Here is a 13,744-nt window from a genome sequence, read left to right on the forward strand (position 1 = left end):
CGAGCTACGGTGAGAGGATTCGGGAGGTCGTTCATCGTGCTTCCCACAGATTCTTTTGCCCGCGCAGGTGCGCCGCGGTGTCGATGCGCGGCCGCGCGGGCGTGTTCCAGTTGCCGCCGCCGCGCGCGCCGACGAGTCGCCAGCCGGCGCCGCGCAGGCTCGCGCCGCCCTCGCCGGCCAGCGTGTAGGTGATCAGGCGCAGATAGCCGAGCGCGCGGGCCGCGCGCCACGCCGCGCCGTACAGCGCCGAGCAGGCGTTCCGTGTGCCATCGGTGCAGCAGCGCGTCACCTCGAGCGTCAGGCCGTCGTCGTTTCCGCGGGCTACCGGTCGGCCGACGATGGCGACGCCGCAGACCTGCGGGTCCTGCGCCACGATGGAATCGAGTGAAAGCGGATCGACGACGGCAATGCTGAACTTGTGCCCGGCGACGGGCCGATGATGTCGATGGTGAGTGGCGACGAAAGCGTTCGCCTCGTCGAGCGAGATCGGGGCAATGATCAGGCTCACGCTGCAGTCCTCCCCGCGATCGCTGGCACCTCGGCGCGCGCGAGCTCAAGCGCGCGGGACACGCTGTCGATCGTGCGCGACAAGCGCGCGATCTCCCGCGATTCGGACAGGCGGTCCGCGGCGTCGCGCGCGGCCCTGATGATTTCGCTCACCGACGCGGCCGGCATAAGGCCGAGTGCCGCAGCGAGCTCGCTGCGCGCTTCGTCGAGCCGCGCAGCGTCGCGCTCGGCGCGCTCGCGCGCGTGCTGCATGTGTTCGCGATACTCCCGATCGGCGTCGGCGGCGGCCGTCTCCAGATTTCTGGTCGCGCGCTCGTACCGCACCCGCGCGAGATCACGGTCGCGGATCAGCTTCGCGACATCGGCACCCACACGCCGCTCGACCTCCAGCGTCACGGCATACTCGGCGCGCCGATGCGCGGAGACGCGCTCGCGCTCCCGCTCCATGCCATCGATCAACAGCTTGATCCACGCGTCGCGCGGCAGGCTGTCGATCGGCCGCAGTGTCGGCGCCTTCAGCGTGCGCCAGCCGTCGTCGGCCCGCGCGAGCAGGCCGCAGCCGTCCGGCACGTCGGCCTTGCCGATCAGGCCGGCCGGCACCGCAAACGTCACGCCGGACGCGTATCGCAAGTAGCTCTGCCACTTCCCGGCCGCGACGTCGCGGCGGAAGTCGGCGACGGACACCTTGACCTCGTACGCGAGCGGCGTGAAGCGCGAGAAGCTGAGCGGCACCGCGTACACGTCTGGCCGCGGCGAGCCGGCCGGACCGAGCTGCATGTTCGTCCAGACGATGCGTTGCGTGCGCTCGCGCACGTAAGAGGCCAGGTCGTCCTGCAGGGTGTCGTGGGCCCAGTTCATGCGACCTCCAGCGGCAGTTCGAGCTGCGCGGCGCCGAAGCGCGCGGCCAGCCATGCGTCGTAGACACCGAAGCTCGTCACGTCGCTCCGGTCGGCCCCCGTCTCGGCGACGAATTCGCGGACCCGCGCGCTGTTCCAACAAATGAAGCCGGCGAAACGACCGCCGGGAAACGCGACGCGGTCTGCCTCACGAACCTGCTCGGGCGTCAGGCCCCGCGACTGCGCGTAGGCAAGGAATCGAGGATTCCAGGTGGTCGGCGTGCTCATGCTGCCGCCCGATACGGCTCAGCCGGCGTCGCGCAGATGCCCAACTCCCAGTCGTAGAAGCTGTACGGCCGTGGGCAGTCGTTCGCCGCCGCCCAGCCACGCCCCCACTGCTGCGCGAAGCCCGCGAGCGGACCGCGCAGCGGGTTTTCGTGGAATGGCACACCGGCGCGGGCTGCGCGCCAGCCAGCGCGGAACGCCGCGCGTTCGAATAGGGTCAGCACTCGCAGCCCTCCCTTATGTCGTCGATCGGCGCCGCCTCGGGACGCACGCGTTCGAGCATCCAGAGCTGGTCCGGACGGAACGCGAGATAGTCCTGTGGGGGCTCGCGGAAGATGAAAAGGTGCTTTTCCTCGACGAGGCCGAGGTACGTCATGGGGCGCCCAAGCTTGCGGGCGAAGTGCTTGCCGACGTCGCGGTTGCTGAGCGTCAACGTCATGCCGCCGCCTGCCGCTGGCTGAAAGCCTGCTGGACGAACTCGCCGATTGCCTGCTGGCTGAGTCGACGATATTCCTCGATCGCCTTGCGCTCCTGTATGGCAAGCCACTGCCGCGGGTAGTCGCAGCCGGTGAACATGCAGAACAGGTGCAGCTTCGTTGCGGGGAACGGCCGGCGGCCGGCGACGAGGTCCGCGAAGTGCGGATAGTGGATGTCGCAATTGCGCGCGAGCGTCTTCCGGTCGAACCGGCGAAGGCCGAGATCGAGAGCGCGCGCGAGACATTCTTCGAACGTCATCGCCTCGATCTCCGCCTCGGGCAGCGTCGCGGCCTGTACCCACGGCGCGAACATCCTGAATTCGGTCTGGTTCATTCGAAAATTCAATCGTTACCCAGTTGAATACCCACTTGCTTACCCAGTTGGCGCCGGGGCGAAATAATGGCCAGGACAACACCTGGCCGACTACAAAAGATGCGAACCGCCGCTATGCGAAAATCGAAGCCTCTGACCTCTTCAACCACCACATCACGGGGTTCGCGTGGACACAAAACTCGAAATCATGGTTATCACTGCACCAGGCGGGACGGCGATCGGCGAGTACAGCTTCGTCGTGCTTCCGAGGGCTGGCGACTGGATCGAATTACCGGACGGACCGGATGCGGCAACCATGTTCGAAGTCGTCAAGGTTGTTCATCCTGTGACCGGCGACTCTCCCGACATCTACGTACGGCGGCTTGGAGACAATCACGAAGCGCTCGATCGTCTTTGTTCGGAGCAATCCGGGACCGAATAATCGACTCGGCCGTTGGCAAATCGTCCGGGCCGAACAGCACAACAGCGACCAATCGGCGCCCGGTCATCGATGCAGACAAACTGACGATCTCGAGGTCTTTCGTAACGGCGAATCCTTCCGGTTTCGCGCCCGAACGAAACTCGACCGGTTTCCCGGTGTCGTTGATCGCATACCGTCTCTCCTCTTCGGGACACGGCTGCTCGCGCACTACCTGCACGTCCGCTGCTGCCTGCTCAGCAAAACGCCGCCATAGCTCGCGCTCGACGCTCGGACGCGAGAGCCAACGCACCGACGGCTTCTGCTCGGCGCGAACCGGTCGGAATTTGCGGGTTTTCTTCACGCCCTCTCCTTCGCCGGCTCGGCGGGCTCAGGCCAGATTAGCTTCCAGTCGTATGGCCGGAAGTCGCGGTAAGGGATGCCGACGGCTGCCCCGACGAGAACGCAGTTCTCGGGACGCATCGCGTTGGGCGAGTGCAGCCATTTGTGGATATGCGGCTGCTTCTTGCCGATCAGGCGAGCCAGCGCCGACTGGGAGCCAGCTTTCTCGATCGCGCGTAGCAGCGCCGGGGCGGAGCAATTGGTCGGTTTCATGCCGCAATACTATAACCAAAGTTATTTATTCGCAAGAACTTTGGTTATTTGCCGGCTTACAACCAAGGTTATAGGATGCCCGCTATGGAAAATCCTGAATTCGGGCGCCGGGCAAAGGAACGTCGCGAGGCACTGGGCTTATCCCAGAAGCACGTCGCGGAACTTGTCGGCGTATCGCAGCCGGCGATCGCCAAGGTTGAAAGAGGCGGCAGCACCACAACCACGAACGGGTTCGCACTCGCGCGGGCACTTCAAACTACCCTGGAGTGGCTCGAATTCGGCGATGAGGCTCAACCGAGACCTCCTGGCTACGATCGGCTCGACGAGATCGGCCGAGCCAAAGTCGAGGCGTACATCAGTGGGCTGCTAGCCCAGTCAACTCCGCATTCCTCGCCTGTTCAGGACGAAGACAGGCCGTTTGGCGACTGATTCGCCGCGCCTCATCAGGAAGCGGCTCCAGCGACGCATCCCAGAACGAAAACTCCCGCGTTAAGACTGGCCGCTTCATCCGGCCCGTGAATCCGAACGCGGGCTTTTCGAGCAGCACATCCCACCTGCCATCAGCCCGCATCCGCTGAATCGCCACAATCGTGCCGATCAGCGCAGGGTTCCTGCTCGCCACCACCTTCGCCAAGTTCCCGGGCCTGCAGCGCAGGCGCGTCTTCGATTCTTCTTCCACTGGCCGCCCTCGTCTTTGGTTCGCCACACAACTGTATATATGTACAGTAGTGTAGCCCTAGTTTCGGAAGTCTTTCAACTGCCGTCAGTAGACGCTTAACAATCCGCCCCCGGATCTGGCTGTTACAAATTTTCACCCCTCTCAATAACTTTGGTTGTTGACATGGTGATAACCTTGGTTATAATTCACTTCAACGCGGCACCGTCGCCGCGCCACCGCCCCAGGCGGATCGCTCTCTAACAACCGAAGGTATGCCGGGACCGCACACGCGGAGCAACCGGCCGACGCGATCTGCGTCGTGAGTCAGGACAGGCGCAGCGCGCTAGGCCGATGTTCGGCTACCGCATGCAGGCTTGAACGGACCTGACACAAGACAGCCAGCAACACGTGACCGATGGCTTGGTAATCGGCGCAAACCTCGCGCGGCCCGGAGCCGGCACGGCCGGGAGTAGCCGGGCGCGCGAGTGACGCAGTTCTGATCGGTGGCGGTTCGTTCTCTCGAGGCGTCACCGATGAGAGCTGCTGCAGCAAGCAATCCGCAACGTCTCACGCCAAAATTTACTTAGTAGTTCTTCATATATGGAGTCTCCATGAGCACGATCAGTATCGCGGCTGCAACCGTTCCCGAGCTCGCCGAGGGCGAGATCTATGTCGGCGTGGTCGCCAATACGGCTGGCCAACTGCATCACGTCATCCTGCTTCCGGGAGACAACGACGACGCCAGCTGGCAAGCCCAGATGGACTGGGCGAAGTCGATCGGCGGCGATCTTCCGACTCGGATCGAGCACCTGTTCTTGCTGGCGAATCACCGCGATCAGTTCGAGCCCGATGCCTACTGGTCGAACGAGCCCGATACCGATCCCAGCTACTCCGGCTGGGCGTGGTACCAGTACTTCACCAACGGCCTCCAGGACGGCTACCACCAGAGCCTCGAGTTGCGCGCCCGCGCCGTCCGCAGATTGTCGATTTAACCCTTCAGCCATTTCGACTGCATGGGGGGTGCGATGCATCTGAACAATTCCGCTGGTGGAAACGTCCGCACCCTCCCGGCACGGAAGGATGCAGCTCCCGATCGCCAGCAAGCGGCAGCCGACGATGCGGCGCAGGCGCGCGACGAGCGCAACGAAGCGATCGCCGACGGCGTCACGTTCGACGTGTTGCCGTTCTCGACCGAGCAGATCGCCGTGCTAGACGCTGCGCTGCGCCGCGGCCGCATCGAGGATGTACACGAGGTCTGGAACACCTGCAAAGACGTCCTCGATGCGGAGATCAAGCGGCGCATCGCTGCAGCCGACCTCGGCGCCGCTGGCCACGCTTCGCACAGGCACCGCTCTGTGTGCGGCGACGAGATCGGCCCGGGCAACGCGGGCGTGAGCAGCTTCGCCGATCACCGCGCACGCGCGCTGCGCGTCGTGCAAGCCGACTGACCGACCCCTCCCGCTACAGGAGAACGACGATGAATGCAGCCCGCGCCCCCGAGCAGATGAACCGCGATAGCGAGGAATACAAAGCCGCCATCGCATCCATCTGCGAGGCATTCGGCTGGCGTGTCAGCAAAGCCGCACTACTGGACAGCGACGACATTTCCCGGGCGCGGACTGATGACGCGGCGGCAATTTGGCTGGCTGCGCGCGCAACCGCCTGACCAACCGCGCCCGCTACAGGAGAACGACATGTTTATCGCCCACGAAATCAATTTTGCAGGTCGCCCGTTCTACTTCAACGGCCTGTACGAAGTCGGCGCGGGTAGCCCGTACATCTGCCACGCCAAACGCTATGAATTGCGCGAGGACGCCGAGCGCGCTGTTGCGCCCTGGAGCCGGATGGGTCGAGCGTTCAAGGTGCGCGAAGAAACTCCTGACGAAGTAGCGCAGGCATAACCACCGGAGCCAGACATGAGCGAAAAAGCCAAGGCGGCAATCACCGCAATGATGCGCAAGTTGAAAGACGATCCGCGTGTCGCGTACTACATCTGCCCGATGACGCACACGTACGACCTGCTCGTCGCGGCGCATTGCGAACTGAACGGGCTCGACGAAACGCAGTTCCGCGACAAGTTCGAACGCACGCTGCGATTCGAAAATCCGGCCGCGCGCGACGACGCCTGACCAACCGCGCCCGCCCTGCGGGCAATCACACCACACCGAGAGACCACATGGGACAGACCATCCACACGCAAGGACCGTGGGAAGCATGCGAGCCCGGCGACTACCTCGACTACGACGGGAACTGCATCGTCGTGCTCGGCGAAGACATTCGCATCTGCGTGGTGCTCGGCACCAGCGACGCATCGAAGGCGAACGCGAAGCTGTGCGCTGCGTCGCCCGATCTCGTGACGGCACTGCGCCTCGTCGCCTCAAAGACTGTGCTCACGTCGGGGATCCGCGCAATCGTCGACGCCGCACTCGCAAAGGCCGGTCACAGCGCGCCGGAGCCCGTGCGGCACATCACCGTCGCGGGGGTGGATCGATGAGCGCGCGGAAGCAAACGCAAGGCACCTTCGACGGCGACGAACGCGTGCTGATCGAAGATGCTCAGGCCGATCGCGACGAATTCGACGCCGACTACCGCGATCGCGGTTGCTCGTGTTTCATCAGCCCGCCGTGCAGCTTCTGCACCCATCCGGGTAATCCACGCAACCAGGACGAAGACGAGTCCTGCTGGAAGGAGGCCTGATATGTCATCCCTCAAGTCCCCCGCCCAATGTGGCGATCTCGCCGAAAAGCTGATCGCCGATTACGTGCGCAACTGCGGCGCATACGGCAACCCTCAGGCACTCGCAAACGTGATCGAGATGTTGATCAGCAAGGCGGCGCTCGGCATCGCAATGGTCGGCAGCGAGACGATCGCCCAGCAGATCCTCGACCGGACGAAGTACAACGTCGCGACGTACGCCGAGCGAAACCTGCGAAGGGGTCATTGATGCATGCCCTCTCCCTCCACCGGTCGGCAGCCGACAACGCACTGCTGCGCGCCGCCGCGCGCGGCCCGCGCATGCGCTACGTGATCGAGGGCGCCGTCTGGGCTGCGGCCTACGGCGCCGCGGTCGGCGCGCTCTGGTTCGGCGCGCACCTCGCCGGGCCTTATCTCCGGAGCCTCGGATGAGCGACTTCTACGTCATCGCAGTCTGCCACACGATCCGCGACCACCACTACATCACGCTTTGGCGCCCGGATGACTGCGGCTACACGCCCGTGCTGCCGCGCGCCGGCATGTACGACCGGCAGCGGATTGAATCGCACCTCGACTACTACAACACCGGCGACCACATCGCGGTACCGGTGAGCGCGGTCGACCAACTGGCGACGTCGATCCCGGCCGGGTTCTTCGACCTCGCGGGAGACGGCGTACCGAACACGAAGGCAAGTTGGGACGCGATCCGCGCCGCGGTGACGTATCCGACCGAATGGCCGATCAAGCCCGAATGGCACGGCAAACGACGCAGGAGAACGCGATGACGCCCTTCGACTATCTCGGCGCGCTGCTCGACCGGATTCACGAATGGAATCCCATAGCCGGGTACCTTGCGGCGCTCGCGATCGCTGCAGTCTGCACGCTCGTGCTGGCGCACCTGAGCGCCGACGGCTCGGCTGTCGCCCCAATCGTCGCGAGGTCTGCATGAGCCGCTTCACTGACCACGCCGAACGCATCGAACGCCGGCACCCGAGCGCCGCACGCGCGCTCGTCGTCGCGATCCTCGTTGCGGTCGCGCTTCTCGCTGTCGCCGCCGACAGCCTCACGAAGCACTGGGGAATTCTGTAGCTCGTCTCCTGTGCCGCACCCGCGTCCAACGAGGGCGCCGCCTCCGCCGCACACATCTAATTCCGACGCTGCAGCGCCACGCGCTCGCTCGCCATTCGCGTCCCACCATCGTCATCCCAGGAGCACCTCGAGATGAAAACCATCGACACACAACCCATCGAGTCGTCGCAGATCCACAGCATCGGCTACGACGCCGAATCCGAAACGCTCGCGATCCGCTTCAAGGGTCGCGCCGGCGAGCCGACGTCGCTGTACCACTACTCGAACTTCACGCAGGCGAACTTCGACGCGCTCAAGGCGGCCGACTCGCTGGGCTCGCATTTCTACAAGCACATCAAGCCGTTTCCCGAGCGCTTCCCGTACGTGTTCGTCGAGAAGATGCCGACGCCGGCCGCGGACGCCGAAGCTGAAACCGCGGGTGCAGCATGACCCCGTCTGTCTACACCGTGCGCGCGTCGAGTTGGGGCGCACTGTTCGAATGCGCTTATCGATGGGAAGCCATCCACCTCTTGAAGATGCGCAACGTCGTCGGCCTGCGTGCCGCGCTCGGCACCGCGATCCACGCAGGCACGGCCACCTATGACCAGAGCGTGCTCGACGGATCTGGCCTGACTGTCGACGATGCAGCCGGGGCGTTCATCGACAAGCTGTATGACCCATCGAACGAGTACAACCCCGCGAGCGACGATCTCAACCTGAAGGAAGCCGAGCGGATCGGCATCTCGCTCACGACGAAGTACTGCCTCGAGATCACGCCGCGGTACGACTTCGTCGCGGTCGAGATGGAGACGAAACCGCTCGACATCGACTGTGGCGGCGGGATCGTGATCCGCCTCACCGGCACTATGGACCGCGCCCGCGTCCGCCGCACGGCACTTGGTCCGGGCATCGCCGACCTGAAGAGCGGCTCGAAGGCTGTCGCCCAGGGCGTCGCCGTCACAAAGGGGCACGGTCCGCAGATCGGCACGTACGAACTGCTGTACGAGCACACGACCGGTGAGCAGATCGCCGATACCGCCGAGATCATCGGCCTGAAAACGAAAGGCACGCCCGAGGTCGCGACCGCGCCGATCGCGAATGCGAAGCGCGTGATGGTCGGCACCGAGGAAACGCCCGGACTGATCCAGTTTGCGGCCGACATGTTCCGCTCAGGTCGCTTCTACCCCAATCCGAAATCGCTGTTGTGCGACAAGAAGTACTGCCCGCGCTACGGCACCTGTCAATTCCACGAATAACGAGAGTTCATCGACATGAGCACCCCCGTTCAATTGAAAGACGTCAAGAGCGCCGGCGGCGTCCCTTCCCTGACACCCGACCAGGCAGTCGACATGTTCACCGAGCGAGGCTTTTCGCTCGCGAACCGTATCGCAAAGGCATATGCAAGCAGCGATGCCGTTCCCGCGCAGTTTCGCTCGCACAACCTGAAAAAGGCTGGAATCGAAGAGCACTGGGTCGAAAACCCGTCTGCCATCGGCAACTGTCTCGTCGCGATCGAGGTCGCGCGCGCCGTTCGCATGTCGATCACCGCCGTGATGCAGAACGCCGACATGATCGAGGGCAAGCTGCGGTGGTCGGGCAAGTTCGTGATCGCCGCCATCAACGCATCGGGCCGCTTCACGCCGCTGCGCTTCCAGATGATCAGCCGCGGCAAGATCACGGCGAAGTACAAGGAAAAGACCGGCTGGAATCAGCAGGCTCGAAAGCCGATCTTCGAGGAGCGCGAGGTCGAGGTCGATGACATCGAGTGCATCGCTTGGGCGCTCCCGCGGGGCACACCGGAACCGCGCCTCGCACCCGAGCAGGTTCGCAAGTACGCGGGCCGCATGCTCGACCTCTACCGGGACATCGGCATGCCCGTGATCGAATCGGCGCCGGTCAGCATGCGAATGGTCGTCGAGGAAGGCTGGTACGGGAAGGCGGGATCGAAGTGGCAAACCGGCCTGCGCACGCTGATGTTCCAGTACCGCGCCGGCAGCTTCTTCGGCAACATCCACGCGCCCGACATCGTCATGGGCATGGGTCGCACGTCGGAGGAAGAAGCCGACATCGTGGACGTCTACCCCGACGGCTCGTTCACCGTGCAGACCACGACGCTGGACACCCTGCGAGCGGGCCCCGCTCAGCCCGCTGAAGAGGTGCAGCGCACCACGGTGGCAGGCCCTTCCGCGCCGGCAGATGAGTCGTCTCCCGAAGGTGACGGCGCAGGTCAAGTCGGAGCGCAGGCGACTGACGACGCACCAGGCGACGCCGACAACGCACCGCAAGGCGGTTTCGATTTCGATGCCGCCGGCCTTGTCCGCGGCATCCGCGAGGACATCGAGTCCGCCAAGACGCCCGAAGACCTCGACCTCGCCCGTAGCGCGATCAGCGGTGTGCCGGACGAAACCGCCAAGGCCGAACTGAACGCCCTCGCCTCGGCACGCATGCGCGCCATCACCGCCGCGGCTGAACAATCGGCCGCCGGCAAGGCGACTGCCCAGACGACCGCGCCGGCCGGCCGCCGCCCGCGCAACCCGATCAACGCTGACTAACGCGCGCCTCCCGCCGCCAAGGATTTCGACATGACCGACAAGAACGTCCTCCATATGACTGCCGAGACGATCGGCAAAGACCTGCTGTCCGCGCTCGTTACCGAGATCAAGCTGTTGCCGGACCTCTGGGTCAAGCTGTCCCAGAACAAGCAGAACGACGTCATCGACCGGCTGCGTGCGCGCGTCGAGCACAACGTCAAGATGGCGACGCACCTGATCGCGAGCGATGGCCGTGTCGTTGTCCAAGGCGACCTCGTGCAGATCACGATCAAGGACGGCGTCAAAGCGGCGGTGGAATTCAGCAGCGCCGCGCCGAATCTCCATGACCTGTATGACGCGCAAGGCAAAGCCGTACTGCTCGTCGTCGCGAACGCTGCCGCGCACACCGGCGGCATGGACGAGGTCCGTGGCGAATCGGATCAGCGCGGCCTCGACCTCGGCCGCGAATATACCGACGATGACGGCGACGGCATGGACGGCCAGCGCCCCGACGGCGACGACGTTGTCGACGCGGAGTTCCGAGAGGTGCCGAAGCTCGGCGATGGCCCGACCCAGGCGCAGCTCGACGAGCAGCATCAAGCCGGCCGGCAGGCGGCCGCCGAAGGGAAGCCGGAAAGCGAATGCCCCGTGATGGCCGGCGAGCTCTGCATCGCATGGGTGAAGGGCTGGAAGGAGTGGCACGAGCAGCAAGCCGCCGCCGGCGACGAGGATCCGCTGTACACCCAAGTCGAAGCGTTCGTGATCGAACAGCAGAAGGTCATGATCTCGAGCGTGCAGCGCCAGTTCAAGATCGGCTACAACCGCGCCGCGCGCCTGGTCGAGCTGCTCGAAACGAAAGGCGTCGTCAGTGCGATGGATTCGGACGGCGGCCGCACGGTGCTGCGGCCGCGCGGACCGCAAGGAGAAGCAGCGTGAAAATCACCGACATCTACGTGGCGAACGTGCTCGGCATCCGCACGGCGGATATCCGGCTCGCGAAGCCTGTCGCCCTCTTCACCGGCCCGAACGGCGCCGGCAAGAGCAGCCTGCAGGAAGCGGTGCGTATGGCGCTCACCGGCGACACCGTGCGCGTCGCGCTGAAGAAGGAATACGGCTCGCTCGTCACCGAGGGGGCTGACGGCGGCCAGATCGTGGTCGCGTGCGGCGAGCAAGCGAATAGCGTCACGCTGCCGTCGGGAAAGCTCAAGCGCGAGTTCGTCGAGGATCCGCGCTTGCCGCTGGTGCTCGACGCGCAGCGGTTCGCTCACCTCGGCGCGACCGAGCGCCGGGCGTTCCTGTACGACCTGATGGGCGTGAAGATCGGCGTCGACGAAATGCGCAGCCGGCTGCTGGAAAAGCTCGGGGTCCGTGGCGATGCGGTGCCCGCCCCCACCGCCGCGCGGCTAGCAGCCATCACACCGATGTTGCGAGCCGGCTTTGAAGCGGCGCAGAAGGAAGCGGCCGACCGCGCGCGCGGCGCGAAGCAGTCGTGGCGCAACGCAACCGGCGAGACGTACGGCAGCCAGAAGGCAGCCACCTGGCGCCCGGCGCCGGTCGAGTTCGACGAAGCAGCATTGCGGAAGCTCACGGGCGATCGTGCGGCGCTCGACGACCGGATCGGCGAACTGCAGCAGCAGATCGGCGCGGCCGACGCGGCGGACACCGCGGCACGTGCGCGCGCGTCGAAAATCGCCGACCTGCGCACCCGCGCCGCCGGTTACGCAAAGGCGGTCGAGCTCGCGCAGCTCGCCGACGAGCAGGTAGCCGAATTCCTGCCCAAGGTCGAAGCGCTTCGTGTCCGCGCCGGTGCGGCGCCGGCCGGCACCGAATGTACGTGCCCGGAATGCGGCGCGCTCCTGCGCTACCTCAACGGCGTCCTGTCTGCGGCGGCCGCAGCCGGCGCACGCGACGCTGACGCGGCCGCAAAGCTGCCTGAGTACGAGCAGGGTCTGAAAACGCTGCAAAACGCGGCCGCGAATCGCAAACGCGACGTCGAAGCGGCGGACGCGGCCGCGACGCAGCTGCGGGCACTCGAAGACGACGTGGAGGACAGCGGCGCGGCCGCCGCACGCGAGAGCGGCGACGCCGCGCGTTCCGAACTGGCCGACCTCCAACGCCGCCGAAAGCAGCTCGACATCGACATCGCTACGCTTCGCGAAATCGAACGGCGCGCCGCCAGCGCTGTCGATCTGGCAAAGCAGGCTGCGGCACTGCACGAAGACGTCGCGGCGTACGAGGCGATCGCCGACGCGCTCACGCCGAACGGAATCCCGGCCGACCTGCTCAGCGAAGCGCTGACGCCGATGAACGAGCGCCTCGTCGCGCTCGCCGAGATGTCCGAATGGGCCGACGTGACGATCACGTCGGAGATGGAGATCTTCGCCGACGGGCGCGCGTACGCCCTGCTGTCCGAATCGGAACGCTGGCGCGTCGACGCACACATCGCCGCAGCGATCAGCCACTTCTCAGGCCTGAAGCTGCTCGTGCTCGATCGCGCCGACGTCCTGGTCGGCCCGGAGCGCGATCGACTGCTCTACTGGCTCGACGATCTGGCCTACGCCGGTCAGATCGACACGGCGCTCGTGTTCATGAGCCTGAAAACGCCGCCCGGTGGCCTGCCGGAGGCCATCGAGGCTTTCTGGGTCGAGGGCGGTCAGGTCGCGCCGGCCGCGCAACATGCAATACGGGAGGCAGCGTGAGAGAGGACATCGAGAAATATCTCGCCGCGACGTCGGAAGCCACGGCGAAGGCCGTGGCGACCGGAACCGGGCTCCCGCAGCTCGACGTGACGAAGGAGCTTAACCGGATGCTCGGCGAGGCGCTGGTCGAACGCGAGAAGCGGGCCGGCGGCGGTAACGAGTACGTGTACTGGCTCGCGCGCGCGGCGGACTGCGCCGCGCCGGCCAGCGACACGCCGCCGCCCGCCACAGCGCCGACGCTCGTATCGGTCGGCCTCGTCGAGAACTCGGTGGACCCGAATTGCAGCGTCATTGACGTCGCGCGGATCATCGCGGACCTGCGCGCCGACGTCGAGCGCCTCACCGCCGAGCGCGACGCCGCGCAGCTGAAGGCCGACACCTGGCGCACAAACGCCGCGACGCTCGAGGCGCGTATCGACGAGCTGACGCTCGGTCCGGTCGGCGCACGTGCGCCGCTGTTTGTGACGGTCGGCCGCAAATGCAAGCCGAAGCGCCATACGTCACTCGAGAAGGCGCAGCAACGAGGTAGCGCACTCGTGCGCAGCGAACAGGAATCCGAGGTGCTCGTGCTCGAACCGGTCGGCCGGATTGTGCGCGGCACGCAGTGGATGCCCCGCTGATTCGACAGAGCCTATCCCGCGCGG

The 13,744-nt window shown here is 65.5% G+C and carries 27 protein-coding genes; 19 read left to right on the plus strand and 8 right to left on the minus strand.

Going from position 1 to position 13,744, the window contains the following annotated elements; translation table 11 throughout:
- Positions 1 to 31: 31 nt before the first annotated feature.
- The 8 genes from AQ610_RS29180 to AQ610_RS29210 form a co-directional block, all read right to left on the minus strand.
- On the minus strand, positions 32 to 508 hold the full coding sequence (locus tag AQ610_RS29180; RefSeq protein ID WP_006027866.1) for an XF1762 family protein: 477 nt from the start codon (positions 506 to 508) through the stop codon (positions 32 to 34).
- The gene (locus AQ610_RS29185; protein WP_009916892.1) at positions 505 to 1,365 is read right to left on the minus strand and encodes a hypothetical protein; all 861 of its coding nucleotides are present in this window, start codon (positions 1,363 to 1,365) and stop codon (positions 505 to 507) included. The genes AQ610_RS29180 and AQ610_RS29185 overlap by 4 nt, the downstream gene beginning before the upstream one ends.
- Entirely contained in the window at positions 1,362 to 1,631 is a 270-nt protein-coding gene (locus AQ610_RS29190) for a hypothetical protein (protein ID WP_006027868.1), read from the minus strand. Before AQ610_RS29190 ends, AQ610_RS29185 begins: the two co-directional genes overlap by 4 nt.
- Complete coding sequence (locus tag AQ610_RS36610; RefSeq protein ID WP_006027869.1) at positions 1,628 to 1,792, minus strand: hypothetical protein; 165 nt, start codon at positions 1,790 to 1,792, stop codon at positions 1,628 to 1,630. The genes AQ610_RS29190 and AQ610_RS36610 overlap by 4 nt, the downstream gene beginning before the upstream one ends.
- Before the next feature lie 53 nt (positions 1,793 to 1,845).
- On the minus strand, positions 1,846 to 2,067 hold the full coding sequence (locus tag AQ610_RS29195; protein WP_006027870.1) for a hypothetical protein: 222 nt from the start codon (positions 2,065 to 2,067) through the stop codon (positions 1,846 to 1,848).
- Positions 2,064 to 2,438: a hypothetical protein gene (locus AQ610_RS29200; protein WP_009916891.1), complete on the minus strand. Its 375-nt coding sequence runs from the start codon at positions 2,436 to 2,438 to the stop codon at positions 2,064 to 2,066. The genes AQ610_RS29195 and AQ610_RS29200 overlap by 4 nt, the downstream gene beginning before the upstream one ends.
- A 308-nt stretch (positions 2,439 to 2,746) precedes the next feature.
- Positions 2,747 to 3,199 carry a hypothetical protein gene (locus tag AQ610_RS36615; protein WP_156436744.1) on the minus strand — a complete coding sequence of 151 codons (453 nt, stop codon included), beginning with the start codon at positions 3,197 to 3,199 and terminating at the stop codon, positions 2,747 to 2,749.
- Positions 3,196 to 3,450: a transcriptional regulator gene (locus tag AQ610_RS29210; RefSeq protein WP_009916890.1), complete on the minus strand. Its 255-nt coding sequence runs from the start codon at positions 3,448 to 3,450 to the stop codon at positions 3,196 to 3,198. The genes AQ610_RS36615 and AQ610_RS29210 overlap by 4 nt, the downstream gene beginning before the upstream one ends.
- A gap of 84 nt (positions 3,451 to 3,534) precedes the next feature.
- Here AQ610_RS29210 and AQ610_RS35335 point away from each other — a divergent pair, with 84 nt between their 5' ends.
- The 19 genes from AQ610_RS35335 (at position 3,535) to AQ610_RS29295 (ending at position 13,720) form a co-directional block, all read left to right on the plus strand.
- Positions 3,535 to 3,879 (plus strand): helix-turn-helix transcriptional regulator, encoded by a 345-nt coding sequence (locus tag AQ610_RS35335; protein WP_009916889.1) that lies wholly within the window; start codon positions 3,535 to 3,537, stop codon positions 3,877 to 3,879.
- 840 nt (positions 3,880 to 4,719) lie between these two features.
- Positions 4,720 to 5,100: an Lcl C-terminal domain-containing protein gene (locus AQ610_RS29220; RefSeq protein WP_006027873.1), complete on the plus strand. Its 381-nt coding sequence runs from the start codon at positions 4,720 to 4,722 to the stop codon at positions 5,098 to 5,100.
- Between the two features lie 33 nt (positions 5,101 to 5,133).
- Positions 5,134 to 5,556 carry a hypothetical protein gene (locus tag AQ610_RS29225; protein WP_009916886.1) on the plus strand — a complete coding sequence of 141 codons (423 nt, stop codon included), beginning with the start codon at positions 5,134 to 5,136 and terminating at the stop codon, positions 5,554 to 5,556.
- 29 nt (positions 5,557 to 5,585) lie between these two features.
- The gene (locus AQ610_RS36620) at positions 5,586 to 5,774 is read left to right on the plus strand and encodes a hypothetical protein (protein ID WP_009916885.1); all 189 of its coding nucleotides are present in this window, start codon (positions 5,586 to 5,588) and stop codon (positions 5,772 to 5,774) included.
- Between the two features lie 28 nt (positions 5,775 to 5,802).
- Complete coding sequence (locus tag AQ610_RS29230) at positions 5,803 to 6,009, plus strand: hypothetical protein (protein ID WP_006027875.1); 207 nt, start codon at positions 5,803 to 5,805, stop codon at positions 6,007 to 6,009.
- Between the two features lie 15 nt (positions 6,010 to 6,024).
- On the plus strand, positions 6,025 to 6,237 hold the full coding sequence (locus AQ610_RS29235; RefSeq protein WP_009916883.1) for a hypothetical protein: 213 nt from the start codon (positions 6,025 to 6,027) through the stop codon (positions 6,235 to 6,237).
- A gap of 47 nt (positions 6,238 to 6,284) precedes the next feature.
- Positions 6,285 to 6,602 carry an XkdD/Y8K6 family phage-associated protein gene (locus AQ610_RS29240; protein WP_006027877.1) on the plus strand — a complete coding sequence of 106 codons (318 nt, stop codon included), beginning with the start codon at positions 6,285 to 6,287 and terminating at the stop codon, positions 6,600 to 6,602.
- The gene (locus AQ610_RS29245; protein ID WP_006027878.1) at positions 6,599 to 6,805 is read left to right on the plus strand and encodes a hypothetical protein; all 207 of its coding nucleotides are present in this window, start codon (positions 6,599 to 6,601) and stop codon (positions 6,803 to 6,805) included. Before AQ610_RS29240 ends, AQ610_RS29245 begins: the two co-directional genes overlap by 4 nt.
- Position 6,806: 1 nt before the next feature.
- Positions 6,807 to 7,052, plus strand: a complete 246-nt coding sequence (locus AQ610_RS29250; RefSeq protein WP_009916882.1) for a hypothetical protein — start codon at positions 6,807 to 6,809, stop codon at positions 7,050 to 7,052.
- Positions 7,052 to 7,234 carry a hypothetical protein gene (locus AQ610_RS29255; protein WP_006027880.1) on the plus strand — a complete coding sequence of 61 codons (183 nt, stop codon included), beginning with the start codon at positions 7,052 to 7,054 and terminating at the stop codon, positions 7,232 to 7,234. The genes AQ610_RS29250 and AQ610_RS29255 overlap by 1 nt, the downstream gene beginning before the upstream one ends.
- The gene (locus AQ610_RS29260) at positions 7,231 to 7,587 is read left to right on the plus strand and encodes a hypothetical protein (protein WP_006027881.1); all 357 of its coding nucleotides are present in this window, start codon (positions 7,231 to 7,233) and stop codon (positions 7,585 to 7,587) included. Before AQ610_RS29255 ends, AQ610_RS29260 begins: the two co-directional genes overlap by 4 nt.
- Positions 7,584 to 7,751 carry a hypothetical protein gene (locus AQ610_RS29265; protein WP_009916881.1) on the plus strand — a complete coding sequence of 56 codons (168 nt, stop codon included), beginning with the start codon at positions 7,584 to 7,586 and terminating at the stop codon, positions 7,749 to 7,751. Before AQ610_RS29260 ends, AQ610_RS29265 begins: the two co-directional genes overlap by 4 nt.
- Complete coding sequence (locus AQ610_RS37090; protein ID WP_006027883.1) at positions 7,748 to 7,891, plus strand: hypothetical protein; 144 nt, start codon at positions 7,748 to 7,750, stop codon at positions 7,889 to 7,891. Before AQ610_RS29265 ends, AQ610_RS37090 begins: the two co-directional genes overlap by 4 nt.
- A 132-nt stretch (positions 7,892 to 8,023) precedes the next feature.
- Positions 8,024 to 8,320 (plus strand): KTSC domain-containing protein, encoded by a 297-nt coding sequence (locus AQ610_RS29270; RefSeq protein ID WP_006027884.1) that lies wholly within the window; start codon positions 8,024 to 8,026, stop codon positions 8,318 to 8,320.
- Positions 8,317 to 9,126: a RecB family exonuclease gene (locus tag AQ610_RS29275; protein ID WP_043282918.1), complete on the plus strand. Its 810-nt coding sequence runs from the start codon at positions 8,317 to 8,319 to the stop codon at positions 9,124 to 9,126. Before AQ610_RS29270 ends, AQ610_RS29275 begins: the two co-directional genes overlap by 4 nt.
- Positions 9,127 to 9,141: 15 nt before the next feature.
- Positions 9,142 to 10,422: a hypothetical protein gene (locus AQ610_RS29280; RefSeq protein ID WP_009916879.1), complete on the plus strand. Its 1,281-nt coding sequence runs from the start codon at positions 9,142 to 9,144 to the stop codon at positions 10,420 to 10,422.
- Between the two features lie 30 nt (positions 10,423 to 10,452).
- Positions 10,453 to 11,337, plus strand: a complete 885-nt coding sequence (locus tag AQ610_RS29285) for a DNA translocase FtsK (protein ID WP_009916878.1) — start codon at positions 10,453 to 10,455, stop codon at positions 11,335 to 11,337.
- Positions 11,334 to 13,100, plus strand: a complete 1,767-nt coding sequence (locus AQ610_RS29290; RefSeq protein ID WP_006027888.1) for an AAA family ATPase — start codon at positions 11,334 to 11,336, stop codon at positions 13,098 to 13,100. The genes AQ610_RS29285 and AQ610_RS29290 overlap by 4 nt, the downstream gene beginning before the upstream one ends.
- A 53-nt stretch (positions 13,101 to 13,153) precedes the next feature.
- A complete protein-coding gene (locus AQ610_RS29295) occupies positions 13,154 to 13,720 on the plus strand; it encodes a 1-pyrroline-5-carboxylate dehydrogenase (protein WP_231749018.1) in 567 nt (188 codons plus the stop codon).
- Positions 13,721 to 13,744: the final 24 nt, after the last annotated feature.

Origin of the sequence: Burkholderia humptydooensis, from assembly GCF_001513745.1 — a bacterium.
GTDB lineage: Bacteria > Pseudomonadota > Gammaproteobacteria > Burkholderiales > Burkholderiaceae > Burkholderia > Burkholderia humptydooensis.

Excerpts from the sequence above, each read along its gene's own strand:
- AQ610_RS29230 (WP_006027875.1), top strand. The coding sequence starts at position 5,803 with ATGTTTATCGCCCACGAAATCAATTTTGCAGGTCGCCCGTTCTACTTC.
- AQ610_RS29240 (WP_006027877.1), top strand. The coding sequence starts at position 6,285 with ATGGGACAGACCATCCACACGCAAGGACCGTGGGAAGCATGCGAGCCC.
- AQ610_RS29210 (WP_009916890.1), bottom strand. The coding sequence starts at position 3,450 with ATGAAACCGACCAATTGCTCCGCCCCGGCGCTGCTACGCGCGATCGAG.
- AQ610_RS29275 (WP_043282918.1), top strand. The coding sequence starts at position 8,317 with ATGACCCCGTCTGTCTACACCGTGCGCGCGTCGAGTTGGGGCGCACTG.
- AQ610_RS29270 (WP_006027884.1), top strand. The coding sequence starts at position 8,024 with ATGAAAACCATCGACACACAACCCATCGAGTCGTCGCAGATCCACAGC.
- AQ610_RS29225 (WP_009916886.1), top strand. The coding sequence starts at position 5,134 with ATGCATCTGAACAATTCCGCTGGTGGAAACGTCCGCACCCTCCCGGCA.
- AQ610_RS29285 (WP_009916878.1), top strand. The coding sequence starts at position 10,453 with ATGACCGACAAGAACGTCCTCCATATGACTGCCGAGACGATCGGCAAA.
- AQ610_RS29260 (WP_006027881.1), top strand. The coding sequence starts at position 7,231 with ATGAGCGACTTCTACGTCATCGCAGTCTGCCACACGATCCGCGACCAC.
- AQ610_RS29245 (WP_006027878.1), top strand. The coding sequence starts at position 6,599 with ATGAGCGCGCGGAAGCAAACGCAAGGCACCTTCGACGGCGACGAACGC.
- AQ610_RS29195 (WP_006027870.1), bottom strand. The coding sequence starts at position 2,067 with ATGACGTTGACGCTCAGCAACCGCGACGTCGGCAAGCACTTCGCCCGC.
- AQ610_RS29235 (WP_009916883.1), top strand. The coding sequence starts at position 6,025 with ATGAGCGAAAAAGCCAAGGCGGCAATCACCGCAATGATGCGCAAGTTG.
- AQ610_RS29200 (WP_009916891.1), bottom strand. The coding sequence starts at position 2,438 with ATGAACCAGACCGAATTCAGGATGTTCGCGCCGTGGGTACAGGCCGCG.
- AQ610_RS29265 (WP_009916881.1), top strand. The coding sequence starts at position 7,584 with ATGACGCCCTTCGACTATCTCGGCGCGCTGCTCGACCGGATTCACGAA.
- AQ610_RS36620 (WP_009916885.1), top strand. The coding sequence starts at position 5,586 with ATGAATGCAGCCCGCGCCCCCGAGCAGATGAACCGCGATAGCGAGGAA.
- AQ610_RS37090 (WP_006027883.1), top strand. The coding sequence starts at position 7,748 with ATGAGCCGCTTCACTGACCACGCCGAACGCATCGAACGCCGGCACCCG.
- AQ610_RS29250 (WP_009916882.1), top strand. The coding sequence starts at position 6,807 with ATGTCATCCCTCAAGTCCCCCGCCCAATGTGGCGATCTCGCCGAAAAG.
- AQ610_RS29280 (WP_009916879.1), top strand. The coding sequence starts at position 9,142 with ATGAGCACCCCCGTTCAATTGAAAGACGTCAAGAGCGCCGGCGGCGTC.
- AQ610_RS29255 (WP_006027880.1), top strand. The coding sequence starts at position 7,052 with ATGCATGCCCTCTCCCTCCACCGGTCGGCAGCCGACAACGCACTGCTG.
- AQ610_RS29185 (WP_009916892.1), bottom strand. The coding sequence starts at position 1,365 with ATGAACTGGGCCCACGACACCCTGCAGGACGACCTGGCCTCTTACGTG.
- AQ610_RS29190 (WP_006027868.1), bottom strand. The coding sequence starts at position 1,631 with ATGAGCACGCCGACCACCTGGAATCCTCGATTCCTTGCCTACGCGCAG.
- AQ610_RS35335 (WP_009916889.1), top strand. The coding sequence starts at position 3,535 with ATGGAAAATCCTGAATTCGGGCGCCGGGCAAAGGAACGTCGCGAGGCA.
- AQ610_RS29220 (WP_006027873.1), top strand. The coding sequence starts at position 4,720 with ATGAGCACGATCAGTATCGCGGCTGCAACCGTTCCCGAGCTCGCCGAG.